The sequence below is a fragment of the Streptomyces sp. NPDC006711 genome (assembly GCF_042869775.1).
Taxonomy (GTDB): Bacteria; Actinomycetota; Actinomycetes; order Streptomycetales; family Streptomycetaceae; genus Streptomyces.
Window position 1 is genome coordinate 49580 of the sequence record NZ_JBIAGO010000016.1, and the last position, 23453, is coordinate 73032.

The following is a 23453-nucleotide window of genomic DNA, read 5'->3' on the forward strand; positions in this document are numbered from 1 at the left end:
AGGACCTACTGGTTCTGGTTCTCGCCGCGGTAGTACTCGAACACCCAGCCGTACAGGCCGACCAGGATCAGCGGAGCCGAGAAGTACAGCAGCCACCAGCCCATGGCGATCGCGAGGAAGGCCAGGGCGCCGCCGATGCCGAGCGCGAGCGGCTGCCAGGAGTGCGGCGAGAAGAAGCCGACCTCACCGGCGTCGTCCGCGACGTCGGCCTCCTTGTCGTCCTGGGCGCCCACGTCGACCCGCCGGGCCGTGAAGACCAGGTAGAAGCCGATCATGACGCTCAGGCCGAAGGCCATGAAGAGCGCGGTGGTTCCGGCCGTCTCCTTCGACCACACGCCATACACGATGGCCATGATCAGGACGAAGGCGGACAGCCACAGGAACATCTTGCCCTGGATCTTCACTTCCCGGCCTCCTTGCCACCGGTGAGCATGTTGTCACCGTGGACGTCGCCGTGGTTCTCGAGCTGGTCGAGAGCCGCGATCTCCGGGTGGTGAAGGTCGAACGCCGGCGATTCGGAGCGAATGCGCGGCATGGTGAGGAAGTTGTGCCGCGGCGGCGGGCACGACGTCGCCCATTCGAGCGAACGGCCGTAGCCCCACGGGTCGTCGACCTCGATCTTCTTGCCGTACTTGGCGGTCTTCCAGACGTTGTAGAGGAACGGCAGGATCGACAGGCCGAGCAGGAAGGAGGAGATCGTCGAGATCGTGTTCAGCGCGGTGAAGCCGTCGGCCGCGAGGTAGTCCGCGTAACGACGCGGCATGCCCTCGACACCCAGCCAGTGCTGCACCAGGAACGTGCCGTGGAAGCCCACGAACAGCGTCCAGAAGGTGATCTTGCCAAGCCGCTCGTCCAGCATCTTTCCGGTGAACTTCGGCCACCAGAAGTGGAATCCGGAGAACATCGCGAAGACCACGGTGCCGAAGATGACGTAGTGGAAGTGCGCGACGACGAAGTACGAGTCGGAAACGTGGAAGTCCATCGGCGGCGAGGCCAGGATGACGCCGGTCAGACCACCGAAGGTGAAGGTGATCAAGAAGCCGACGGCCCACAGCATGGGCGTCTCGAAGGACAGTGAGCCCTTCCACATCGTGCCGATCCAGTTGAAGAACTTCACGCCTGTCGGCACGGCGATGAGGAACGTCATGAAGGAGAAGAACGGCAGGAGCACGCCACCGGTGACGTACATGTGGTGCGCCCACACGGTCACGGACAGACCCGCGATCGCGATGGTGGCGCCGATCAGACCGCTGTAGCCGAACATCGGCTTTCGACTGAACACCGGGATCACTTCGGAAATGATTCCGAAGAATGGCAACGCGATGATGTACACCTCTGGATGGCCGAAGAACCAGAAGAGGTGTTGCCACAGCAGCGCGCCGCCATTACTGGCGTCGAAGACATGCGCACCGAACTTGCGGTCCGCCTCCAGGGCGAACAGCGCGGCCGCGAGGACCGGGAAGGCCAGCAGGACCAGCACACCGGTCAGCAGGACGTTCCACACGAAGATCGGCATACGGAACATCGTCATGCCGGGAGCGCGCATGCAGATGATCGTGGTGATGAAGTTGACCGAGCCGAGGATCGTGCCGAAGCCGGAGAAGGCAAGACCCATGATCCACATGTCGGCGCCGACGCCCGGCGAGCGGACCGCGTCCGACAGCGGGCTGTAGGCGAACCAGCCGAAGTCGGCCGCGCCCTGCGGGGTGAGGAAGCCACCGACCGCGATGGTCGAGCCGAACAGGTAGAGCCAGTAGGCGAACATGTTCAGCCGCGGGAACGCCACGTCGGGCGCGCCGATCTGAAGCGGCATGATCCAGTTCGCGAATCCGGCGAACAGCGGCGTCGCGAACATCAGCAGCATGATCGTGCCGTGCATCGTGAACGCCTGGTTGAACTGCTCGTTCGACATGATCTGCGTGCCGGGACGGGCGAGTTCGGCGCGCATGAAGAGCGCCATGATGCCGCCGATGCAGAAGAACGCGAACGACGTGACCAGGTACATCGTGCCGATCGTCTTGTGATCAGTGGTGGTCAGCCACTTGATGACGACGTTTCCCGGCTGCTTGCGCCGGACCGGCAGCTCGTTCTCGTACGAGTCGTCTGCTGCCGCGGCACCCTGAGATTCGTTGAGGATGCTCACAGTTTGTTCGTCTCCGCGTTCTTGGCGGGATCGGTCTGGGCGATGCCCGCCGGCACGTAACCGGACTGGCCCTTCGCCGCCAGCTCCTTGAGGTGCTGCTGGTAGCGCTCCGGGGAGACGACCTTCACGTTGAAGAGCATGCGCGAGTGGTCGACGCCGCAGAGCTCGGCGCACTTGCCCAGGAAGGTGCCTTCCTGGTTCGGCGTGACCTCGAACGAGTTGGTGTGCCCAGGAACGACGTCCTGCTTCATCAGGAAGGGCACGATCCAGAAGGAGTGGATGACGTCGCGCGAGGTCAGCACGAAGCGGACCTTCTCGCCCTTGGGCAGCCACAGGGTCGGGCCCGGGTTTCCGGTCTGCGGGTTACGGGTGCCGGGGATGCCGACGTCGTAGACACCGCCCGCGTTGGCGGGGAAGTCCTTCTTGAACCGGTCCGGAATCGCGTCCAGGTTCTTGTCCGTCTTGGCGTCGCCCTTCACACCGGGCACGTCCTCGACGTAGTTGAAGCCCCAGCTCCACTGGTAGCCGACCACGTTGACCGTGTGAGCGGGCTTCGGGGACAGGGCCAGGAGCTTCGATTCGTCGCGTGCCGTGAAGTAGAACAGCACGGAGACGATGATGAGCGGAACCACGGTGTACAGCGCCTCGATGGGCATGTTGTACCGGGTCTGCGGGGGTACCTCGACCTTGGTGCGGCTACGCCGGTGGAAGATGACGCTCCACAGGATCAGGCCCCAGACCAGCACGCCCGTGGCGAGCGCAGCCGCCCACGAGCCCTGCCAGAGGGACAGGATCCTGGGAGCCTCGTCCGTCACCGGAGTGGGCATACCAAGCCGAGGGAAGTCTTTCCAGTTGTACGAGCAACCGGATGCTGTCGCCAGGACCAGGCCCGCAGTCAGCACCTGCGGCAGCTTCCGCCGCATCGGGCGCCTCGACGTGGGGGAACCACCCGCGCCTTCCAGGCAGCGGGGGAGGTCGGAGCCGTTGGGACTCACGTAGCGCCTTCCCGAGAGTCTCGCCCGCGGTGGTCGGCTACGGCCGTCTCGCTGGTCGGTCGCCGCCCTGGCACACGGGCAGGGGTTTGGATGTTTATGCGGAGCAAACCCTACTGGACGCTATTTGGGGTCGCGCGGGGAGGGTGCCCAACGCGCCGTCCGAGTCCCCGAAGGGGTGGAGCCCCGGCGGAATCCCGGCCTCCGGCCGCCATCTGACGGGCCCTCGCCCCGGCCACCGGCGCCCGCCCGGCCGACCGGGGTTAGCGTGGCGCCGTGCCCTACTTCGACGCGGCCTCCTCGGCCCCCCTGCACCCCGTCGCCCACCAGGCCCTGCAAGCCTCCCTGGACGAGGGGTGGGCCGATCCGGCCCGGCTCCACCGGGAGGGACGGCGCGCCCGGCTGCTCCTGGACGCGGCGCGCGAGGCCGCCGCCGAGGCCGTCGGCTGCCGCCCCGACGAGCTCAGCTTCACCGGTTCGGGGACCCAGGCGGTGCACGCGGGAATTTACGGATCCTTGTCCGGGCGTCGGCGTGTCGGGCGGCACCTGGTGGTGTCCGCGGTCGAACACTCCTCGGTCCTCCATTCGGCCGCCTCCCACGCGTCGCACGGCGGCACGGTCACCGAGGTCGCGGTGGACCGTACGGGCCGGGTCTCCCCCGACGCGTACGCCGCGGCCCTGCGCCCCGGCACCGCGCTCGCCTGCCTCCAGTCCGCCAACCACGAGGTGGGCACGGTCCAGCCGGTCGCCGAGGTGGCCGAGGTGTGCCGGGCGGCGGGGGTGCCGCTCCTGGTGGACGCGGCGCAGTCGCTGGGGTGGGGACCGGTCGAGGGCAGCTGGTCCGTCCTGGCGGCGAGTGCCCACAAATGGGGCGGTCCGGCAGGAGTCGGACTGCTCGCGGTGCGCAAGGGCGTACGGTTCGCGCCCCAAGGCCCGGCCGATGAGCGGGAGTCGGGGCGCGCTCCGGGCTTCGAGAACATTCCGGCCGTCGTCGCGGCGGCGGCCTCGCTGCGGGCCGTGCGGGCCGACGCGCAGGCCGAGGGTGCGCGCCTGCGGGTCCTGGTGGACCGGATCAGGGGCCGGGTCGCGGAGCTGGTGCCGGACGTGGAAGTGGTGGGCGATCCCGTGCGGCGGCTGCCGCACCTGGTCACCTTCTCCTGTCTCTATGTCGATGGAGAGACGCTGCTGCACGAGCTGGACCGGGCGGATTTCTCCGTTTCCTCCGGTTCGTCCTGCACGAGCAGCACCCTGACGCCCAGCCATGTGCTGCGCGCGATGGGCGTCCTGAGCGAGGGCAATGTGCGGGTGTCGCTGCCGCTGGGCACGTCGGCGCAGGACGTCGACCGCTTCATCGAGGTGCTGCCCGGCGTCGTCGACTCCGTACGGACCAGGCTCGGGGCTCCGGCCGCGGCCGCCGGGCCCGCTGTCGGCGTCGGCAGTGCCGCCGACGCCGACAGCGCCGAGTTCACGGTGGACTCGCTCGGAAGGCTCTGCCCGATCCCGGTGATCGAGCTGGCGAAGGCCATCGGGAACGTGCCCGTCGGCGGCACGGTGACCGTGCTCGCCGACGATGAGGCGGCCCGTCTGGACATCCCGGCGTGGTGCGAGATGCGCGGCCAGGAGTACCTGGGCGAGCACCCGGCGGCGGCCGGGACCGCCTACCGGGTGCGCCGGGTCGGCTGACCGCCGCCGCGCGGCCTACTTGAGGTGGGCGCGCACCTCGGCGGCGGCCTCCTCGCCGTACGCCTTGGTGAAGCGGTCCATGAAGTCGGCCCGGCGCATCGTGTACTCCTGGGTGCCCAGGGTCTCGATGACCAGCGTGGCCAGCATGCAGCCGACCTGGGCCGCGCGCTCGTGCCCCACGCCCCAGGACAGGCCGGTCAAGAAGCCCGCGCGGAACGCGTCGCCCACGCCCGTCGGGTCGACCTTGGCCTCCTCCTCCGGTACGCCGACGACGATGGGCTCGGCGCCGGTCCGCTCGACGCGCACCCCGCGTGAGCCGAGGGTGGTGACGCGGTAGTCGACCTTGGCCAGGATCTCCTCGTCGCTCCAGCCGGTCTTGGACTCGATGAGCCCCTTCTCGTACTCGTTGGAGAAGAGGTACGTCGCGCCCTCGAGCAGGGTGCGGATGTCGCCGCCGGACATGCGGGCGATCTGCTGCGAGAAGTCGGCCGCGAAGGGGATGCTCCGCGCCTTGCACTCCTCGGTGTGGCGCAGCATCGCCTCGGGGTCGTCGGCGCCGATCAGGACCAGGTCGAGCCCGCCCACGCGGTCGGCGACCGCCTTCAGCTCGATCTGGCGGGCCTCGCTCATCGCGCCCGTGTAGAAGGAGCCGATCTGGTTGTGGTCGGCGTCGGTGGTGCACACGAAGCGGGCGGTGTGCAGGACCTCGGAGATCCGCACCGAGCCGGTGTCCACGCCGTGCCGGTCGAGCCAGGCGCGGTACTCGTCGAAGTCGGAGCCCGCGGCGCCGACCAGGATCGGCCGGCCGCCGAGCTGGCCCATGCCGAAGCAGATGTTGGGGCCGACGCCGCCGCGCCGTACGTCGAGGTTGTCGACCAGGAAGGAGAGGGAGACCGTGTGCAGCTGGTCGGCGACCAGCTGGTCGGCGAATCGGCCGGGGAAGGTCATGAGGTGGTCGGTGGCGATGGAGCCGGTGACTGCGATACGCACGACGGGGGCGCTCCTGATGAGAATGCGGAGGGGCGGGCGTTGACAGCTCACGCTACCGGGTCGCCCCCGCCGGGCCGACCGGCGGAAACTACCCAATAGTAGGTCTTTCTGCGCAGACGCTGTGCTGCGTACGGTGCGGACATGGAAACCAAGCTGAACGGCGGACGGGCGGCGGCGACGGACCGGGGTCTTGAGGGGTTGCGCGGGGATTGCGCGCGGATGGCTCCGCACTGGGTGGTGCCGGCCATGACCGCGCCGGAGCCGGTGCCGCCGTCCCGCATCCACGGTGTGACCATTCCGTCCTCCTCGGTACGTCTGATCGCGGACATGTCCGAATACGGGGACTGAAACGGCCTGATCGCGCGGGGTGCGGCGCGCGGAGGGAACCGTGCGCTCCCCCGCTCCGTCCAATCGCCGTCCCCCGCCAAGGGGATGCGGGATACGACTGGACAGGAGCGATCTGGTGAGCAGCGAGCACACGCAGGACGAGCCCCAGCAGCGGCGTTCTCGGCGGTCCGCCCTGGTCCTCGCCGCGGCCGCCGTGGCCGTACTGGCCGTGGGCGGCGGCGGGGCGTACTGGGCCACGACGGCGTCCTCGGGCGGTGGCACCGCGCCCGGCAAGGACGGCGCTCCGCCCCCGCTCGCACTCGACAACGCGCCCGAGGGGGGCGCGGCGGGGAGCGACGGCGGGAGCGGCGCGCGGGGCAGCGGCGGCGGCAACGGCATCGCGCCCGGCGAGCCCGACCCCAACGGGGTGGTCTACCGGGCGTCGGTGAAGCTGCCCGGCGGGCCCGGCGAGGCATCCGTCTACCAGCCACGCGGCACGGTGAGCGAGGCCGATGTGCACCGCTTGGCGCGGGCGCTCGGCGTGGACGGGGCGGCGCGTCTTGAGGGCGGCACCTGGAAGGTGGGCGCGACGAAGGACGGCTCGGGGCCGACGCTGACGGTCACTCACAAGGCGCCGGGCACCTGGTCGTTCGCGCGGTTCGGCAGCGGCGGCACGGACAACTGCCCCAAGGGGAAGATGTGTCCGATGCACACCACCGGCGCGGACGGCGGTGGCACCGGTGGCGCCGCGAGCGGCGGCGCTCCGAGCGGGGGCGCTCCGGTCAGCGAGCAGGCGGCGAAGGCGGCCGCCGCCCCGGTCCTCAAGGCGCTCGGCCAGGACGACGCCAAGCTGGACGCCAAGGAAATCCTCGCCTCTGCCCGGGTGGTGAACGCCGATCCGGTGATCGGCGGGCTTCCCACGTACGGCTGGACGACCGGCATCCAGGTCGGCCCGGACGGTCAAGTGGTCGGCGGCAGCGGGCAGTTGAAGGCTCTCGACAAGGGCGCCACCTATCCGGTGATGGGCGCGGACCAGACGCTGGCCCAGCTCAACAGCCATGGCGCCGGGCGGCCGAGGGCCAAGGAGTGCGCGGCCCCGGTGCCGCTGGACGGGCAGCCCACCAAGGGGCGGCTGCCGAGCGATCCGCAGGGCACCATCAAGCAGCCCTGCGACCAGCCGCCGCCCACGCCCTCGACCGTGACGGTCGACGGCGCGGTCTTCGGTCTGGCCGCGCAGTCCGTGGGCGGCACACCGAGTCTCGTACCGTCCTGGCTGTTCCAGGTGAAGCCGGACGCGGGGCAGCCGTTCACGATCACCGCTCCCGCGGTGGCCCCGCCGTACATCACCAAGCCCCCGCCGCCGTCCACCGGCGCCCCCGTGCCGGCGCCGTCCGGCTCCGCCACGGCGCCGGGCACCCATGGCCAGTTGGAGTCCTACGCGCTCGCGCCGGACGGACGGACCCTGGACGTGACGTTCTGGGGCGGAGTGTGCGACACGTACACGGCGAGCGCCGACGAGGCGGGCGACGGGGTACGCGTCACGGTGACCGGGCAGCTCAAGAACCCGAAGAAGATGTGCGTCGCCCTGGCCAAGCAGCAGACCGTGTCGGTGCAGCTGCACGAGGCGCTGGGAGCGAGGAAGGTGACCGACGCGGACACGGGCAAGGAGCTGCCGAAGAGGTGAGCGAGCGGCGTGCGCGCGGACGCCACCCGGGCGGGTACCCGTGAGCCCCGTCGGGCAGGTGCCCGGGCACGACGAAGGCGGGTGCCCCCGTGAACCGGGGGCACCCGCCCTTCTCGTCGGCGTCAGGCTTAGCTGAAGGAGTCGCCGCAGGCGCAGGAACCCGTCGCGTTCGGGTTGTCGATGGTGAAGCCCTGCTTCTCGATGGTGTCGACGAAGTCGATCGAGGCACCGCCCAGGTACGGGGCGCTCATGCGGTCGGTGACGACCTTGACGCCGTCGAAGTCCTTCACGACGTCACCGTCGAGCGAGCGCTCATCGAAGAACAGCTGGTAACGCAGGCCGGAGCAGCCACCCGGCTGAACGGCGACGCGCAGCGCCAGGTCGTCCCGGCCCTCCTGCTCAAGGAGGCCCTTGACCTTGGCGGCGGCGGCGTCGGACAGGAGGATGCCGTCGCTCACGGTGGTGGTCTCGTCCGATACGGACATCTGCTTCTCTCCCGGGTTGTACGGAGACTGCTTGCCGACGGTTGCAACCGGCGGGGCCCCGGATTCATTCCGGGCGCTTCGGGTTCTTCTCTTTCATGCTCGCACACAAGGAGGCAGGCGGGAAAAGGCCTGTGGACAACGGCGTACCGGACCGGACATCTCAGGGGGCGAGGCGGGACGGAGCCGGGTGCGTCACATCGACACTATGGCCATCGTCAAAGTGACGTGAACCGGCTATGATAGATAGCGTCATTTAGACGAAAACCCTTGGGTGCAAGCATCCCGGGGCCACTGGAGCGGCACCGCCGCACGCTTGAGGAAAAGAAAGGGTGCGTGACGTGACCACCGCCCAGCCCCGTCAGGACCTCGCCGGCCGCGTCGATCTCGACGTGCGTCCGACGCCCCTCGCCCTGCTCCTGCTCGGCCGCGAGGCCGACCCCAAGAGCGAGCGCGGTGTGGAATGTCCCGGCGACCTTCCCTCGCCCTCCGACCCGGATCTGGTCGAGCGCGCCCGCGCGGCCAAGGCCAAGCTCGGAGACAAGGTCTTCATCCTCGGGCACCACTACCAGCGCGACGAGGTCATCGAGTTCGCCGATGTGACGGGCGACTCCTTCAAGCTGGCCAGGGACGCGGCCGCCAGGCCCGAGGCCGAGTACATCGTGTTCTGCGGCGTGCACTTCATGGCCGAGTCCGCCGACATCCTGACCGGTGACGACCAGAAGGTGGTCCTGCCGGACCTCGCCGCCGGCTGCTCGATGGCCGACATGGCCACCGCCGAGCAGGTCGCCGAGTGCTGGGACGTGCTGACCGAGGCCGGGGTGGCCGACCAGGTCGTGCCCGTCTCCTACATGAACTCCTCGGCCGACATCAAGGCGTTCACCGGCAAGCACGGCGGCACCATCTGCACCTCCTCCAACGCCGAGCGGGCGCTGAACTGGGCCTTCGAGCAGGGGGAGCCCGGCTCGGCCCAGGTGCTGTTCCTGCCGGACCAGCACCTGGGCCGCAACACCGCCGTACGCGACCTCGGCATGTCGCCCGACGACTGCGTGCTCTACAACCCGCACAAGCCGAACGGCGGCCTCACCGTCGAGCAGCTGCGGAACGCGAAGATGATCCTGTGGCGCGGCCACTGCTCGGTGCACGGCCGCTTCTCGCTCGACTCCGTCAACGACGTCCGCGAGCGGATCCCTGGCGTGAACGTCCTGGTGCACCCCGAGTGCAAGCACGAAGTGGTGGCCGCGGCGGACTACGTCGGCTCGACGGAGTACATCATCAAGGCCCTGGAGGCCGCCCCGCGCGGCTCGAAGTGGGCGATCGGCACCGAGCTCAACCTGGTGCGGCGCCTGGCCAACCGGTTCGCCGCCGAGGACAAGGAGATCGTCTTCCTCGACAAGACGGTCTGCTTCTGCTCGACCATGAACCGCATCGACCTGCCCCACCTCGTGTGGACCCTGGAATCGCTCGCCGAGGGCAAGCTGATCAACCAGATCCAGGTGGACCGGGAGACCGAGAGCTTCGCGAAGCTGGCCCTTGAGCGGATGCTGGCCCTGCCGTAGCCCCGCCCGCGCGAGCCGGCGAAGGCCGCCTCCCTGTGCGGGGGGCGGCCTTCGCCGTACCGGCCCGAGGTCAGTCGGTCCTCGGGCGCACCAGGCCGGACTCGTACGCGATGACCACCAGCTGGGCGCGGTCGCGGGCACCCAGTTTGGCCATCGCCCGGTTCACATGGGTCTTCACGGTGAGGGGGCTGACGGCAAGGCGCCCGGCGATCTCGTCGTTGGAGTGGCCGCCCGCCACCTGGACCAGCACCTCGCGTTCGCGCACCGTGAGGGCGGCGAGCCGTTCGCCGTGCCGGCCCGCGTCCTCCTGGCCCGCCTCCCAACTGCCGCCCTGCGCGAGGAACGTGGTGATCAGGCCCTTGGTCGCGGCCGGGGACAGCAGGGCCTCGCCGGCCGCTGCGAGGCGGATCGCGCCGAGCAGTTCCTCGGGCTCTGCGCCCTTGCCGAGGAAGCCGGACGCGCCGGCCCGCAGGGAGCGCACCACGTACTCGTCGACCTCGAAGGTCGTCAGCATCACCACATGGACGCCGGAGAGCGCCGGGTCGGCGGTGATGGCACGGGTGGCGGCGAGACCGTCGGTGCCGGGCATCCGGATGTCCATCAGGACCACGTCCGGCAGCGTCGCGCGCACCACGTCGACGACCACCGCGCCGTCGGCCGCCTCGCCCACGACCTCCATGTCCGGCTCGGAGTCGACCAGGACACGGAACGCCGAGCGCAGCAACGCCTGGTCGTCGGCGAGTACCACCCGGATGGTCATGGTGTGCCTTCCCCCGTGGCCCCGCCCGCCGGCGCCGTGACCGGCAGTATCGCCTGGACGCGGAAGCCGCCGCCGTAGCGGGGCCCGGCCGTGCAGCGGCCGCCCAGAGCCGTGACGCGCTCGCGCATGCCGAGCAGTCCGTGGCCGCCGCCGTCGCCCGCCGCGCCCGCGCCGGTGCCGTCGTCGATGACGGTGATCTCGGTGTCCGTCCCCACGCGCACGATGCTCACCTCGGCCTTGGCGCCGGGGCCCGCGTGTTTGCGCACATTGGTCAGGGCCTCCTGGATCACCCGGTACGCGGCGAGGTCGACGGCGGCCGGCAGCGGGGCGTGGTCGGTGCGGGCCAGCTCCACCGCGAGTCCGGCGCGCCGGAACCCGGCCAGCAGATCGTCCAGGACGGCGAGGCCCGGGGCCGGTTCGGTGGGGGCCGCCGGGTCGCCGGACTGGCGCAAGAGGCAGACGGTGGAGCGCAGTTCGTCGAGCGCCGAGCGGCTGGCCTCGCGCACATGGGCGAGCGCTTCCTTGGCCTGGTCGGGCCGCTTGTCCATGACGTGGGCCGCGACGCCCGCCTGGACGTTGACCAGGGCGATGTGGTGGGCGACCACGTCGTGCAGGTCTCGGGCGATGCGCAGCCGCTCCTCCGCGACCCGGCGCCTTGCCTCCTCCTCGCGGCCGTGCTCGGCCCGCTCGGCGCGCTCGCGGATCGCGTCGACGAAGGCGCGCCGGCTGCGCACGGCGTCGCCGGCGGCCGCGGCCATGCCGGTCCAGGCGAAGATCCCGAGGTGTTCCTGGGCGTACCAGGGCGGGGTGCCGAGCAGCATGGCGGTGCCGGTGAGCACGGCGACGGTGAGCACGCCGACGCGGTAGGTGGTGGGGCGGTCGGTGTGGGCGGCGACCGTGTAGAGCGCGACGACCGCGCTCATCGCGACGGGGGCGGGCGGGGCGCCCAGCGCGAGCTCGACCATGGTGAGCGCACTGGTGCAGGCGAGCACGGCCATGGGCCTGCGCCGCCTCGGTACGAGGGCGAGGGCGGCCAGCGCCATCAGAACGAGTGAACGCGCGCCGGGTGTCCGGGTGCCCAAGGTCGGCCCGGCGGGCCCGTGCGGGTCGGCGAACGACCCGATGACCATGGAGATCAGCACGCCGATGGCGAGGGCCGCGTCCAGGACCAGCGGGTGCGCCCTGAGCCAGGGCCGGGCCCGGTCGATGAGGGTCACGGCCACCTACCGTAAGGGGCCCGGGGGGCCGCACGGGACGCGGGAGCCGCCCCGGCCGCACGACGACTCGCCCCGGCCCCCTGAGGGGTTGCCGGGGTCAGCCCGGGATCAGGCCGTCGTCGCTGAGCATGTCCCTGACCTCGTCCAGGCTCGCGTCGGGGCTCGGGAGGATCAGCTCGGACGGTTCGAGGGCGTCGTCGGGAAGGGGCTCGCCCAGGCTGCGCACCGCGTCCAGGAGCGCGCCGAGCGTGCGGCGGAAGCCGTCCTCGTCACCGGCCTCCATCTCTTCGAGGAGGTCGTTGTCGAGCTTGTTGAGCTCGGTGAAGTGGCCGTCCGCCAGCTTCACCTGCCCCTCCCCCATGATCCGGACGATCATGAACGTCTCCTGCCGTTCGTCACTGCTTGTCGAAGCGCGGGCTCTGCTGCGGGGTGCTGCCGCCGGGGTTGCCGGCCTTGTCGGACGTGGTGCCGCCCTCGATGGCCTGCTTGCCCGCGGACCCGCCGCCCATCAGCTCGGCCTTCATCCGCTGCAACTCCAGCTCTACATCCGTACCACCGGAGAGCCGGTCGAGCTCGGTCTGGATGTCGTCCTTGGCCAGGCCCGACTGGTCGTCCAGCGCGCCGGAGGCAAGCAGTTCGTCGATCGCGCCGGCCCGCGCCTGGAGCTGCGCGGTCTTGTCCTCGGCCCGCTGGATGGCCATGCCGACGTCGCTCATCTCCTCGGAGATGCCCGAGAAGGACTCGGCGATCCGGGTCTGCGCCTGGGCCGCCGTGTAGGTCGCCTTGATCGTCTCCTTCTTGGTGCGGAAGGCGTCGACCTTGGCCTGGAGGCGCTGGGCCGCCAGGGTGAGCTTTTCCTCCTCACCCTGCAACGTCTGGTGCTGCGTCTCCAGGTCGGTGACCTGCTGCTGAAGCGAGGCGCGACGGGACAGGGCCTCGCGGGCCAGGTCCTCACGGCCCAGGGACAGCGCCTTGCGGCCCTGGTCCTCCAGCTTGGAGGACTGGCTCTGGAGCTGATTGAGCTGCAACTCAAGACGCTTGCGGGAGGTCGCGACGTCCGCGACGCCGCGGCGCACCTTCTGCAACAGCTCCAGCTGCTTCTGATACGAGTAATCGAGGGTCTCGCGAGGGTCCTCGGCCCGGTCAAGGGCCTTGTTCGCCTTCGCGCGGAAGATCATCCCCATACGCTTCATGACACCGCTCATGGGCTTCGCGCGCCCCCTTCTGACGGACTCCAGCTCCAGCTGCTGCAACAGAACCCACAGTACGGGCCCTGCATCCATTACCGCACTGTTGGGACGCCGATGCGCTCATCCCCAAGGACGACTACGGTCCGCGCCGATCCGGCGCAGGGAGTAGGTGGACCTCGGGGGGAACAGTACGTCCCGCCTCTACGGACGCAAGGCGTTGTGGGATCGTTCCCCACCGGCCTGGGGTCCATGCCGGGCACCCCGTACCCTTGGGGATTGTGTTCCGTAGCCGTTCCAACGCAGAGAAGGCCCCCACCGACAAGGTGACGGCGGACCTCTCCAAAGCGCCCCGCGACCCCGAGGCCCCCAAGGGGCGCCCCACTCCCAAGCGGAGTGAGGCCCAGACCCAGCGCCGCCGTGCCTCGACCGTGCCGACCGACCGCAAGGAGGCCGCCAAGCGTCAGCGCGAGGCGCGCCGGGTCGACATGGCCAAGCAGCGCGAGGCGCTTGCCAATGGCGACCAGCGTTATCTGCCGGCCCGCGACAAGGGTCCGGTGCGCAAGTTCGCCCGCGACTTCGTCGACTCCCGGTTCTCGGTCGCCGAGATGTTCCTGCCGCTCGCGGTGATCATCCTGGTGCTCTCGATGATCCGGATCGGCAGCCTCCAGAACCTCTCGCTGCTGCTGTGGCTCGTGGTGATCGTGCTCATCGTGCTGGACTCGATCGGGCTCGCCTTCCGGCTCAAGAGGGCGCTCGCCGCCCGCTTCCCCGACGAGCCGAAGAAGGGCGCCGTCGCCTACGGTCTGATGCGCACGCTCCAGATGCGCCGGCTGCGGCTGCCCAAGCCGCAGGTCAAGCGCGGAGAGAAGCCCTGAGCGGTAAGCCGTCCGGGTTCACCGGCGCCTCCGGCGCCTGGCTGAAGGGTCTTGGCGGGCTGCGCAACGTCGTCCGCCAGGAACTCGTTGCCCGTCACCTCGACGAGCAGATATCCGGGCGTTTCCCCGTGGGCCGGCGCCTGCGCGTCCTGGACGTCGGCATGGGCCAGGGCACCCAGGCCCTGCGCCTGGCCCGCGCCGGGCACTCCGTGACCGGGCTCGAATCGGACGCGGCGATGCTCAAGGTCGCCCGGGACGCGCTGGCCACCGAGCCGGAGGGCATCCGCGAGCGGGTCCGCCTGATCGAGGGCGACGGCCGCGAGACCGGGGTGCACTTCCTGCCGGGCTCCTTCGACGTGGTCCTCTGCCACGGCGTCCTGATGTACATCGAGGACCCGGACGCGATGCTCGCCGGTCTCGCCCGGATGCTGGCCCCCGGCGGCCTGCTGTCGCTGCTCGTACGGAACGCGGACGCGCTGGCGGTGCGGCCGGGGCTCGCGGGCGACTGGGCGGGCGCGCTCGCCGCCTTCGACACCGACGCCTACACCAACCGGCTCGGGCTGCCGGTCCGCGCCGACCGGCTCGCGGCGCTGACCCGCACGCTGGACGGGATCGCCGCGCCCCTGCACACCTGGTACGGGGTGCGGGTCTTCACCGACAACGTGCCGGGCGAGGCCGAACTGCCCCCGGCGGACGAGCTGGAGCGGATGCTCGCGGCCGAGGACCGCGCCGGGCGCACCGACCCCTACCGGCAGGTGGCCGCGCTGCTGCACCTCTTCGGCGTACGGGACTGAGGCGTGCGGGGCCGAGGCGTACCGGACTGAGGCGTGCGGGACCAAGCCGTTCGGCACTGAGGCGTACGGGCTGAGAAGGCGCGCGGATGCCCGGCGCGGGCCCCGGGTATCCGCCGGGTGGGCCCCGGCCCGGGACCCCGGTACCTGATCGGGTGCACCGACAGGCCGTCATATCGGACCAAAGGGATACTCCTGCCATGGATGCATCTCTTCGCCCCGGCCGGGTGCGCCGTGCGGCATGGCCGGTGACCGCCGCCGTCGCCACCGCCCTTGTACTGGGCGGCTGTTCGCCCGCCGGCTCGGCGGCCCCCCAGGCGTCGCCGAGCGCGTCCGCGAACCCGTCGGCCCCCCAGCGCAACGGCTCGGGCGGGACCGACAGCCTCCAGAGCGACTACCAGCGCGTCATCAAGGACGTGCTGCCCTCGGTGGTGCAGATCGACGCGTCCAACAGCCTCGGCTCCGGCATCGTCTACGACGCGCAGGGGCACATCGTCACCAACGCCCATGTCGTGGGCAACGAGCGGACGTTCAAGGTGACGGCCTCGGGCAGCGGTTCCGCGATCACCGCGAAACTGGTCGCGGCCTACCCCGAGCAGGACCTCGCCGTGATCAAGCTGGATTCGGTGCCCAGCGGTCTGAAGCCGGCCAGGTTCGGGGATTCGTCCAAGGTCGAGATGGGCCAGATCGTACTGGCGATGGGCTCCCCGCTCGGACTCTCCTCCAGCGTCACCCAGGGCATCGTGTCCGCGACCGGGCGCACGGTCTCGGAGGGCCGGGACGGCGGCGGGACCGGCGCCACCATCGCCAACATGGTGCAGACCTCGGCCGCGATCAACCCCGGCAACAGCGGCGGCGCCCTGGTGAACCTGGACGACGAGATCATCGGCATTCCCACGCTCGCCGCGACCGACCCGGACATGGGCGGCAGCGCGGCCCCCGGCATCGGCTTCGCGATCCCGGTGTCGATGGTCAAGACGGTCGCCGACCAGATCATCAAGAACGGCAGGGTCACCGACTCGGGCCGGGCCGCGCTCGGCATCACCGGACGCACCGTGGTCGACTCCGGCTACCAGCCGGCCGGTGTCGCGGTGGTGGCGGCCCCGGCGAACGGAGCCGCCGCCAAGGCGGGCCTGCGCGTGGGCGACGTCATCGTCCGGCTCGGCGCCACCGACATCACCTCGATCACCGCCCTCACCGAGGCGCTGGCCTCGGACAAGCCCGGCCAGAAGGTCCAGGTGACGTACACCCGCGACGGCGCCAGGAGGACGGCCGACGTCACCCTCGGCGAGATCTGAACCCGGCCGGGCCGGGCGCGGACCCGGCCCGGCGCCGGCCTCAGACCTGCTCGGCGTGCAGGCTCATCGGGCCGTAGATCTTCGTGCCGTCCTCGAAGAGGAAGACCTGGTCGGCCCCGCCCTCCAGCAGGTCCTTCCACACCTCACCGATCCAGGACTCCGCATCGCCCTGGGTCGTGAACTCCTCCGGCGCCACCGCCGGCTCGACCTCCGTACCGTCCGACTTCTCGAAACGCCACGTCCACGCCATGTCCGCCTCCATACGTCACGTTGCTGCCCGCAGCGTAACCGGGCGCGCAAGAGGGCCGGTTACGCGGGAGGATCGTGGCTGTGGAACTGACTCTCCTCGGCACCGGGGCCCCCGCAGGCCTGCCGCGCCCCGACTGTCCCTGCGCCGCGTGCGCGCTCGCCCTCGCCGGCGACGCGCGCGCCGCCACCGCCCTGCTCGTCGACGGCGCGCTGCTGCTCGACCTGACCCCGGGCGCGGCGCTCGCCGCCGCGCGGGCCGGGCACTCGCTCACCGGGGTGCGCCAGGTGCTGCTCACCCATCCGCACGACGGGCCCGCCGTCGAGCTGCCGGCGGGGCTGCCCGCCGCCGGGCGGGTGCCCGACGGCCGCAGACTGACGCTGATCAGCGGCCACCGGGTGCTGGCCGTCCCCCTTGACGCGCCGGGCACCGGATACGAGGTGACCTCGCCCGACGGCGAGCGGCTGCTGTATCTGCCGCCGGGGGCCGCGCCCGCCGGGCAGAGCGCGACGCGCCCGTACGACATGGTGGTGGCCGACGTCACCGGCCGCCCCGACGCGCTGGCGCGGCTGCGGGCCGCCGGCGGCATCGGTCCCGCCACGGATGTGATCGCGGTGCACATCGACCACGACGTGCCGCCGGGGCGGGAGTTGGCGCGCCGGCTCGCGGCGCTCGGCGCGCGTGCGGTGCCCGACGGCACGACGCTCGTGGTCGGCGAGTACCACGCGGTGCCCGATCTGCCCCGGCGCACGCTCGTGCTCGGCGGCGCGCGCTCGGGCAAGTCGGTGGAGGCGGAGCGGCGCCTCCAGGGCTTTCCCGGCGTCGTGTACGTGGCGACGGGCGGCTGCCGCGAGGGCGACAGGGAGTGGGCGGCGCGGGTCGGGCTGCACCGCGAACGCCGGCCCGCCACCTGGCGTACCGAGGAGACCTGTGAGCTCGCCGCGCTGCTCGACGAGCCGGGGCCGCCGCTGCTGATCGACTGTCTGGCGCTGTGGCTGACCGACGCGATGGACCGGGTCGGCGCGTGGGACGACGAGAAGTGGGCGGCGGGCGGCGAACGGGCCCTCGGTGAGCGTACGGCCGAGCTGGCCGCCGCCGTCCGCTCCACCGCGCGCACGGTGGTGGCGGTGAGCAACGAGGTGGGCTCGGGCGTGGTGCCCGCGACGGCGTCGGGGCGGCGCTTCAGGGACGAACTGGGGCGCCTGAACGCGGCGTTCGCGGCCGAGTGCGAGCAGGTGCTGCTCGTCGTGGCGGGCCAGGCGCTCACGCTGCGCGGCTGAGGTCGGCCCGCTGGCGGTACTGTTCGGCAGATGAGCAGGCTGAACCTGGACGACTTCTCCGATCTGATCGAACGCCCCGACAACGGTGTGCGGCGGGATGCCGAGGAACGCCGGGAGCGGCAGAGCGTGCCCCCCGGCGCGCTCGGCCGGCTCGACGAGCTGGCCACCTGGCTCTCGGCGGCGCAGGGCGCGAGCCCGGTCCGGGCCGTCGAGCGCCCCCGCGTGGTGCTCTTCGCCAGTGACCACGGCGTGGCGGGCCTGGGCGTATCGGCCCGCCCCGCCTCATCGGCGCACACCCTTGTCCGTTCCGTCCTGGACGGCGCGAGCCCGGTCGCGGTGCTCGCCCGCCGCCAGAACGTACCCGTGCGTGTCGTCGACGCCGGGCTCGACTGCGATCCCGCCCTGCTGCCCGACGACGTGGTGCGCCACCGGGTGCGGCGCGGCAGCGGCCGCGTGGACATCGAGGACGCGCTCACCGTGGAGGAGGCGGAGGCGGCCGTACGGCTCGGCGTGAAGATCGCCGACGAGGAGGCCGACTCCGGCACCGACCTGGTGGTGCTCGGCGATCTCAGCGTGGGCGGCACCACGCCGGCGGCGGTCCTGATCGCCGCGCTGTGCGGGACGGACTCCTCGGTGGTCACCGGGCGCGGCGGCGCCGCCATCGACGACCTGGCCTGGATGCGCAAGTGCGCCGCGATCCGTGACGCGCTGCGCCGGGCCAGGCCCGTCCTGGGCGACCAGCTCGAACTGCTGGCCGCCGTCGGCGGCGCCGACCTCGCGGCGACCACGGGTTTCCTGTTGCAGTGCGCGGTGCGCAAGCTGCCGGTGATCCTCGACGGCGTCGTCTCCGCGGCCGCCGCCCTGGTGGCCCAGCGCGCCGCGTTCCGGGCCCCGGACTGGTGGCTGGCGGGGCACAGGAGCGGTGAGCCGGGCCAGGCCAAGGCGCTGGACCGGATGGCGCTCAACCCTCTGCTCGATCATGGCGTCACAGTGGGCGAAGGAACCGGGGCACTGCTCGCTCTTCCTCTCGTCCAAGCCGCGGCCGCACTCGCCGCGGAACTGCCCGAGCGCGCCGACCAGCGCGCGGGGGGCACGAAGGAGAGCGGCGACGCGTGAGCCGCGGGCCCGGCCGGGGGCTTACCCGGCCGGGCCCGCGGCCACCGTGGAACGCCTTGGTCCCCCATATCATCGCGTTTCATGGGAGAAGTCCGCTTGAGCACCGAAGCAACAGACCGGAGCACCGCCCGGTCGCGTCATGGCGCGGCGTTCGCCGTCTGGTACCTGCGCGTCGTGACGTTCATCAACTTCCTCAGTGCCGTGTGGGTCACCCTCGGCCAGGGGCTTCGGCGTCACAACACGGACGACTACTTCACGCCGTACCTGCTGGAAGCCGGCTTCACCTCCGGCGTCGTCACGCTCTTCCTCGCCGTCACCATGCGCCGCCGCAAGCGCGCCGCCTGGATCCTGAACATGGTGCTCGGCGGGCTCTTCCTGCTGCTCTTCGCCTACGTCATGGCGCTGCCGGGCTTCCACCGCTACGCGCAGAACTGGATCTCGCTCGCCCTCACCACCGCGTTCGTGGTGGCGCTCGTAATGGGACGGCGCGAGTTCTACGCCAAGGGCGACCGCTCCAACCCGCTGGCCGCGGTCGTGACCGCCGTCGGCGGCCTGCTCGTCACCTCGCTGATCGCCGCGGTCCTGGTCAGCGCGACCAACACCTATGACGGCACCGACCAGTCGACGTTCCTCGATCGCTGGCGCTACGGCCTGATGCGGCTGGTCTTCCTGGTCCCCGACGACCGGCACACCCAGGGCATCACCACCCCCGGCTGGGTCAACGTCGTCATCAACGTGCTGGCCACACTGCTCCTGATCGCCGTCATCTACGCCGCCTTCCGCAACCGCAGGGCCGTCGACCCGCTGACCGTCGAGGACGAGGAGAGGCTGCGCGCGCTCCTGGACAAGCAGGGCGAACGCGACTCGCTCGGCTACTTCGCGCTGCGCCGCGAGAAGGCCGTGATCTGGTCGCCCACCGGCAAGGCCGCGGTCACCTACCGCGTGATCAACAGCGTCTCGCTGGCCTCCGGCGACCCGATCGGCGACCCCGAGGCGTGGCCGGGCGCGATCGAGCCGTGGCTGGCCGAGGCCCGCGAGCACGGCTGGATCCCGGCGGTGACCGGGGCGAGCGAGGAAGCGGGGCAGATCTATGCCCGGCACGGCCTTGACGCCCTGGAGATGGGCGACGAGGCGATCGTGGAGATCGCCGAGTTCACCCTGGAGGGCCGCGCGATGCGGACCGTGCGCCAGGCCTACAACCGGGTCAAGCGGGCCGGGTACGAGGTGCGGATCCGCCGCCACGCGGACATCCCCGCCCAGGAGATGGACGAACTGCTGCGCAAGGCCGACGACTGGCGCGACGGCGCCACCGAGCGCGGCTTCTCCATGGCGCTCGGCCGCCTGGGCGATCCCGCCGACGGCCAGTGCATGATGCTCGAATGCTTCGACGGGGAAGGCGAGTTGAGGGCGCTGCTCAGCTTCGTGCCCTGGGGTCCGCGCGGCCTCTCGCTCGACCTGATGCGCCGTGACCGCGGCTCCGAGAACGGTCTGATCGAGTTCATGGTGATCGAACTCCTCCAGCGCGCCAAGGAGATCGAGATCACTCAGGTCTCACTGAACTTCGCGATGTTCCGTTCCGTCTTCGAGCGCGGCTCGAAGCTCGGGGCAGGACCCGTGCTGAGGCTGTGGCGTTCGCTCCTCAGCTTCTTCTCCCGCTGGTGGCAGATCGAGTCCCTCTACCGGTCCAACGCCAAGTACCGGCCGATCTGGGAGCCTCGGTTCACCTTGTTCGAGAAGAGCGCGGACCTGCCGCGCATCGCCATCGCGTCCGCGCGCGCCGAGGGGTTCCTCGAAGCCCCCGGCCTGCCCAAGTGGCTGCACCGCAGACACCTGGAGTCCCACAGATGAACGGTGGTGCGCGACGGGGGCTGCGCCGGTTCGCCCGGCGCGAGTGGGGCCCCCTGTTCACGACCGTGGCGGACGCGCTGCGCACCCGGCGCCTGCGGGCGATCTGGCTGACCCTCTCCGCCGTCGCCCTCACCTCGCTCTTCCAGACCGTCCAGAACCAGTCCTGGGGCTTTCGGCCGATCCAGATCATCGGGTCGGTCAAGGCCCAGTACCCGCTGTGGCTCTCGCTCCTGCGCACCCCCTTCTCGCTCTTCGTGCCCGCCCTCGACCTGCCGGTCTGGGGCGCGCTCGCCCAGGTGCTGCTCGTCTTCGGCGTCGCGGAGATCTGCATCGGACGCGGCCGGATGCTGCTCATCGCCTACGCGGCGACACTGGCCGGCACCCTGTACGCGCGCGTCGGCATCCACATCGGCCCCGACAGCGTCTTCGGCCTGCCCGCCTCGGCGGCAGCGATGGTCGACACCGGGCCCTCGGCGGCCGTGGTCGCGCTCGCGGTGTACGTGTGCTGGCGCTACCGGGCGTATCTGACGGCCGCGGTGGTGGTGGGCTCGATGGCCGTCGAGGTGGTGGTGAAGAACAACCTCGCGGGCAAGGAGCACATCGCGGCCCTCATCACCGTCGCCGTGATCTGCTGGCTCACCTGGGTGCGGCGCGGCCCCCGGGGCGGCGACGGGGATCAGGACCGGCGCGCCGGAAGCTTGTCGGGCGCGCCGCCGATCCAGTCCTGAAACCTGCGGCGCGGCGCTGACCAGCGCCGGTCGTGGTGGTAGGCGCGCAGCGTGGCCCTGGCACGGGCGCGCGGTCGCCGGCGGTAGAGGCGCCGGGCCCACGGGGAGCCGGGGCGGGCAAGGCGGATCGCGCCGAACAGGGCCACGAACGGCACGAACGTGCCGATCATCGCGAGCCGCACCTTGCCCTTGAGCAGCGCGATCACCACGAAACAGAAGTTGACCGCGATGGTGGTGATGAACGAGCTGCGGTCCTGGCGCTCCCCCGCGCTCACGTCGTTGACGCCGAGCGGTGAGAACCCGGCGAGCACCAGCGCCATCAGCGCGGCCGCCAGGACCACGATCTCGACGCTCTTGCGCCCGTTCTCGCTCCAGTACACGTCGTCCAGGTGCAGGATCAGCGCGAACTCGTCGAGCACCAGGCCCGCGCCCATCCCGAAGAGCACGGCGAAGACGGCCGGCGCGACCCCGTGCCGGCCGCTGCCGACGGCGCCGAAGCCGCCGACGATGGTGAGGATGACCCCGGGGACCACGTGGTGGATGTGCAGGCCGCCCGGCTTGATGTTCCCGAACGGGCCGCGCCCGGCCCGGATGAGGCGGGTGATGGAGCGCGTCACGACGAACGTCAGGACGAACGCGGTCAGCGCGAGCAGCATGGGGAGCTTGCCCGGCTCGGTGATGTTCCGATAGAACCAGTGACCCATCCCACCCGCTCCTGTTTGCGCTGGTATGCGCAATTTACCGCCGGGGGCGGGCGGGGCGCGCAGGATAGCCTGCGCCGGGTGAACGCAAGGAAGGCCCTGCACGGCGTACGTTTCGCCTTCGGCACCCTCACCGTCTTTCCCGCCCGCATCACCCGCTGGGACCGCGACGCCGCACGGGCGGGCATGACGCTCGCCCCGCTCGCGGGCCTCGCCGTCGGCCTGTGCGCGGCGGCCGCGGGCGCCGGGTGCTGGGCGCTCGGCACGGGCGCCCCGCTCGCGGCGGTGGTGGCCGCGGCGGTGCCCGCGCTGCTGACCCGGGGCCTGCATCTGGACGGACTCGCCGACGTCGCCGACGGCCTGGGCAGCGCCAAGCCCGCCGAGGACGCGCTGCGCATCATGAAGCAGAGCGACATCGGCCCGTTCGGCGTCATCACCCTGCTGTTCTGCCTGGGCGCCCAGATCGCGGCCCTGGCGCGGCTGTACGAGCACGGCTGGGCCCGGGCCGCGGTGGCCACCGTCGTCGCCGCCGTGGCCGCCCGCACCGCCCTGACGCTGGCCGCGCGGCGCGGCGTGCCCGCGGCCCGCCCCGAGGGCCTGGGCGCCGTGGTGGCGGGCACGGTGCCCGTCGTCCGCGCGGCCGTGGTGGCCGTCTTGGTGACGGCGCTGTGCGCGGCGGCGGGGCTGGTGTCGGGGGTGCGGGCGGCGCCGCGCTTCGCGCTGGCCGTGGTGGCCGCGCTCGCCGTCGCGCAGGTGCTGCTGCGGCGCTGTGTGCGGCGGTTCGGCGGGGTGACGGGCGATGTGTTCGGCGCCGTCGCGGAGAGCGCGACGACGGTGACGCTGGTCGCGCTGACCGTCGGCTGATTTCACAAGGCTGGTTCCAGATGGTGCGGCAGCGTGCCCCAGGGGTGCGGGAGCCCGCCGGGTACGAGGCAGTGGACCGGCGCCCGGGAGAGGGCGCCGGGCGGCGCGTCGTAGACCAGGTGGCAGGTGTCGGGCCCGGCGGCGAGGTTCGGCCGGTACGCCGACCAGGGCCCCTCGAAGGTGACCAGGAGGTCGGCGATCCTGGCGTAGCCGGGCTCGGGCACGGCGCCGTGGTTGAGGACCAGCGTGACGTAGGTGTCGTGGGTCGCGGCGAGCGCGGTCCGCAGGTCGGCGTAGTAGGGCAGGTGCAGGGCGCTGGTGGCCGCCTGGTCGAGGAAGAGGCCGTGCGTCCCGTACCAGTCGTGGTGGCGGGCCGCCTCCCGTATGACGTCCTGCGGCGGGCGCCGGCCGTAGGCGGTGTCCACATAGCCGAGTACGCGTACGCCCGCCGAGCACAGGCGGGCGGCCACCGCCGCGAAGGCCGCGTCGGGCGAACTCCCTGGCCCGTCGGCCGGGTTGAGGACCACCCCGTACAGCGAGGGCGCGGCGGCGATCAGCGCGTCCCAGGCGTCGGGGCGCTCGGCCGGGTGCTCGTAGTAGGGCACCAGGAGCTTGCTCATGCCACTTCCTCGCTGCGCGCCCGGGACGCTCGGTGTCCGGGAGGGGTTGACCGGGGGG

At 71.5% G+C, this 23453-nt stretch carries 24 protein-coding genes; 12 read left to right on the forward strand and 12 right to left on the reverse strand.

What is annotated here, in order from left to right; translation table 11 throughout:
- Window positions 1–5 precede the first annotated feature (5 nt).
- From ACFYM2_RS26690 to coxB, 3 genes are read right to left on the reverse strand one after another with little or no spacing between them, the layout of a single operon-like run.
- Window positions 6–404, reverse strand: a complete 399-nt coding sequence (locus ACFYM2_RS26690; RefSeq protein WP_358995475.1) for a cytochrome c oxidase subunit 4 — start codon at window positions 402–404, stop codon at window positions 6–8.
- Complete coding sequence (gene ctaD, locus ACFYM2_RS26695; protein WP_328313356.1) at window positions 401–2143, reverse strand: cytochrome c oxidase subunit I; 1743 nt, start codon at window positions 2141–2143, stop codon at window positions 401–403. Before ctaD ends, ACFYM2_RS26690 begins: the two co-directional genes overlap by 4 nt.
- Window positions 2140–3138, reverse strand: a complete 999-nt coding sequence (gene coxB, locus ACFYM2_RS26700; protein ID WP_388461594.1) for a cytochrome c oxidase subunit II — start codon at window positions 3136–3138, stop codon at window positions 2140–2142. The genes ctaD and coxB overlap by 4 nt, the downstream gene beginning before the upstream one ends.
- A gap of 273 nt (window positions 3139–3411) precedes the next feature.
- On the opposite strand from coxB, the gene ACFYM2_RS26705 reads away from it, so the two are divergent.
- A complete protein-coding gene (locus ACFYM2_RS26705) occupies window positions 3412–4818 on the forward strand; it encodes a cysteine desulfurase/sulfurtransferase TusA family protein (protein ID WP_388839725.1) in 1407 nt (468 codons plus the stop codon).
- Between the two features lie 15 nt (window positions 4819–4833).
- Here the strand turns inward: ACFYM2_RS26705 and ACFYM2_RS26710 are convergent, their stop codons facing one another.
- Complete coding sequence (locus ACFYM2_RS26710; protein ID WP_358995483.1) at window positions 4834–5808, reverse strand: carbohydrate kinase family protein; 975 nt, start codon at window positions 5806–5808, stop codon at window positions 4834–4836.
- A gap of 141 nt (window positions 5809–5949) precedes the next feature.
- Between ACFYM2_RS26710 and ACFYM2_RS26715 the strand changes: the two genes are divergently transcribed.
- Both ACFYM2_RS26715 and ACFYM2_RS26720 read left to right on the forward strand, forming a co-directional pair.
- Window positions 5950–6156 (forward strand): hypothetical protein, encoded by a 207-nt coding sequence (locus ACFYM2_RS26715; protein WP_350229883.1) that lies wholly within the window; start codon window positions 5950–5952, stop codon window positions 6154–6156.
- Window positions 6157–6271: 115 nt separating this feature from the next.
- On the forward strand, window positions 6272–7819 hold the full coding sequence (locus ACFYM2_RS26720; protein WP_388839728.1) for a hypothetical protein: 1548 nt from the start codon (window positions 6272–6274) through the stop codon (window positions 7817–7819).
- A 128-nt stretch (window positions 7820–7947) separates the two neighbouring features.
- Here ACFYM2_RS26720 and ACFYM2_RS26725 read toward each other — a convergent pair whose 3' ends face one another.
- A complete protein-coding gene (locus ACFYM2_RS26725) occupies window positions 7948–8304 on the reverse strand; it encodes an iron-sulfur cluster assembly accessory protein (protein ID WP_030933606.1) in 357 nt (118 codons plus the stop codon).
- A gap of 329 nt (window positions 8305–8633) precedes the next feature.
- Here ACFYM2_RS26725 and nadA point away from each other — a divergent pair, with 329 nt between their 5' ends.
- Complete coding sequence (gene nadA, locus ACFYM2_RS26730; RefSeq protein WP_388839731.1) at window positions 8634–9860, forward strand: quinolinate synthase NadA; 1227 nt, start codon at window positions 8634–8636, stop codon at window positions 9858–9860.
- Between the two features lie 70 nt (window positions 9861–9930).
- On the opposite strand, the gene ACFYM2_RS26735 is transcribed toward nadA, so the two are convergent.
- From ACFYM2_RS26735 to ACFYM2_RS26750, 4 genes are all read right to left on the reverse strand, one after another.
- Window positions 9931–10620 (reverse strand): response regulator, encoded by a 690-nt coding sequence (locus ACFYM2_RS26735; protein WP_388839734.1) that lies wholly within the window; start codon window positions 10618–10620, stop codon window positions 9931–9933.
- Window positions 10617–11837: a sensor histidine kinase gene (locus tag ACFYM2_RS26740; protein WP_388839737.1), complete on the reverse strand. Its 1221-nt coding sequence runs from the start codon at window positions 11835–11837 to the stop codon at window positions 10617–10619. The genes ACFYM2_RS26735 and ACFYM2_RS26740 overlap by 4 nt, the downstream gene beginning before the upstream one ends.
- 97 nt (window positions 11838–11934) lie before the next feature.
- A complete protein-coding gene (locus ACFYM2_RS26745) occupies window positions 11935–12213 on the reverse strand; it encodes a hypothetical protein (protein ID WP_358995496.1) in 279 nt (92 codons plus the stop codon).
- Window positions 12214–12232: 19 nt separating this feature from the next.
- Complete coding sequence (locus ACFYM2_RS26750; RefSeq protein WP_350229889.1) at window positions 12233–13042, reverse strand: PspA/IM30 family protein; 810 nt, start codon at window positions 13040–13042, stop codon at window positions 12233–12235.
- Window positions 13043–13305: 263 nt separating this feature from the next.
- On the opposite strand from ACFYM2_RS26750, the gene ACFYM2_RS26755 reads away from it, so the two are divergent.
- The 3 genes from ACFYM2_RS26755 (at window position 13306) to ACFYM2_RS26765 (ending at window position 15991) form a co-directional block, all read left to right on the forward strand.
- Entirely contained in the window at window positions 13306–13902 is a 597-nt protein-coding gene (locus tag ACFYM2_RS26755) for a DUF3043 domain-containing protein (protein WP_358995499.1), read from the forward strand.
- Window positions 13903–13943: 41 nt separating this feature from the next.
- On the forward strand, window positions 13944–14696 hold the full coding sequence (locus ACFYM2_RS26760) for a methyltransferase domain-containing protein (RefSeq protein WP_358995610.1): 753 nt from the start codon (window positions 13944–13946) through the stop codon (window positions 14694–14696).
- Window positions 14697–14893: 197 nt separating this feature from the next.
- The gene (locus tag ACFYM2_RS26765) at window positions 14894–15991 is read left to right on the forward strand and encodes a trypsin-like peptidase domain-containing protein (RefSeq protein ID WP_358995501.1); all 1098 of its coding nucleotides are present in this window, start codon (window positions 14894–14896) and stop codon (window positions 15989–15991) included.
- A 40-nt stretch (window positions 15992–16031) separates the two neighbouring features.
- On the opposite strand, the gene ACFYM2_RS26770 is transcribed toward ACFYM2_RS26765, so the two are convergent.
- Window positions 16032–16241, reverse strand: coding sequence for a hypothetical protein (locus ACFYM2_RS26770; RefSeq protein WP_267053613.1), 210 nt, complete (start codon window positions 16239–16241; stop codon window positions 16032–16034).
- Between the two features lie 80 nt (window positions 16242–16321).
- Here ACFYM2_RS26770 and ACFYM2_RS26775 point away from each other — a divergent pair, with 80 nt between their 5' ends.
- The 4 genes from ACFYM2_RS26775 (at window position 16322) to ACFYM2_RS26790 (ending at window position 21210) form a co-directional block, all read left to right on the forward strand.
- Window positions 16322–17518, forward strand: coding sequence for a bifunctional adenosylcobinamide kinase/adenosylcobinamide-phosphate guanylyltransferase (locus ACFYM2_RS26775; RefSeq protein ID WP_388461610.1), 1197 nt, complete (start codon window positions 16322–16324; stop codon window positions 17516–17518).
- Between the two features lie 30 nt (window positions 17519–17548).
- Window positions 17549–18634: a nicotinate-nucleotide--dimethylbenzimidazole phosphoribosyltransferase gene (gene cobT / locus ACFYM2_RS26780; RefSeq protein ID WP_388839742.1), complete on the forward strand. Its 1086-nt coding sequence runs from the start codon at window positions 17549–17551 to the stop codon at window positions 18632–18634.
- Between the two features lie 81 nt (window positions 18635–18715).
- A complete protein-coding gene (locus ACFYM2_RS26785; RefSeq protein WP_358995510.1) occupies window positions 18716–20482 on the forward strand; it encodes a phosphatidylglycerol lysyltransferase domain-containing protein in 1767 nt (588 codons plus the stop codon).
- The gene (locus ACFYM2_RS26790) at window positions 20479–21210 is read left to right on the forward strand and encodes a hypothetical protein (protein ID WP_358995513.1); all 732 of its coding nucleotides are present in this window, start codon (window positions 20479–20481) and stop codon (window positions 21208–21210) included. Before ACFYM2_RS26785 ends, ACFYM2_RS26790 begins: the two co-directional genes overlap by 4 nt.
- Here the strand turns inward: ACFYM2_RS26790 and ACFYM2_RS26795 are convergent.
- Entirely contained in the window at window positions 21159–21914 is a 756-nt protein-coding gene (locus ACFYM2_RS26795; protein WP_358995516.1) for a hypothetical protein, read from the reverse strand. The genes ACFYM2_RS26790 and ACFYM2_RS26795 overlap by 52 nt on opposite strands.
- Window positions 21915–21992: 78 nt before the next feature.
- Between ACFYM2_RS26795 and ACFYM2_RS26800 the strand changes: the two genes are divergently transcribed.
- Entirely contained in the window at window positions 21993–22775 is a 783-nt protein-coding gene (locus ACFYM2_RS26800) for an adenosylcobinamide-GDP ribazoletransferase (RefSeq protein ID WP_388839744.1), read from the forward strand.
- A gap of 2 nt (window positions 22776–22777) precedes the next feature.
- Here the strand turns inward: ACFYM2_RS26800 and ACFYM2_RS26805 are convergent, their stop codons facing one another.
- Window positions 22778–23395 carry a spherulation-specific family 4 protein gene (locus tag ACFYM2_RS26805; protein WP_358995521.1) on the reverse strand — a complete coding sequence of 206 codons (618 nt, stop codon included), beginning with the start codon at window positions 23393–23395 and terminating at the stop codon, window positions 22778–22780.
- Between the last annotated feature and the right edge of the window lie 58 nt (window positions 23396–23453).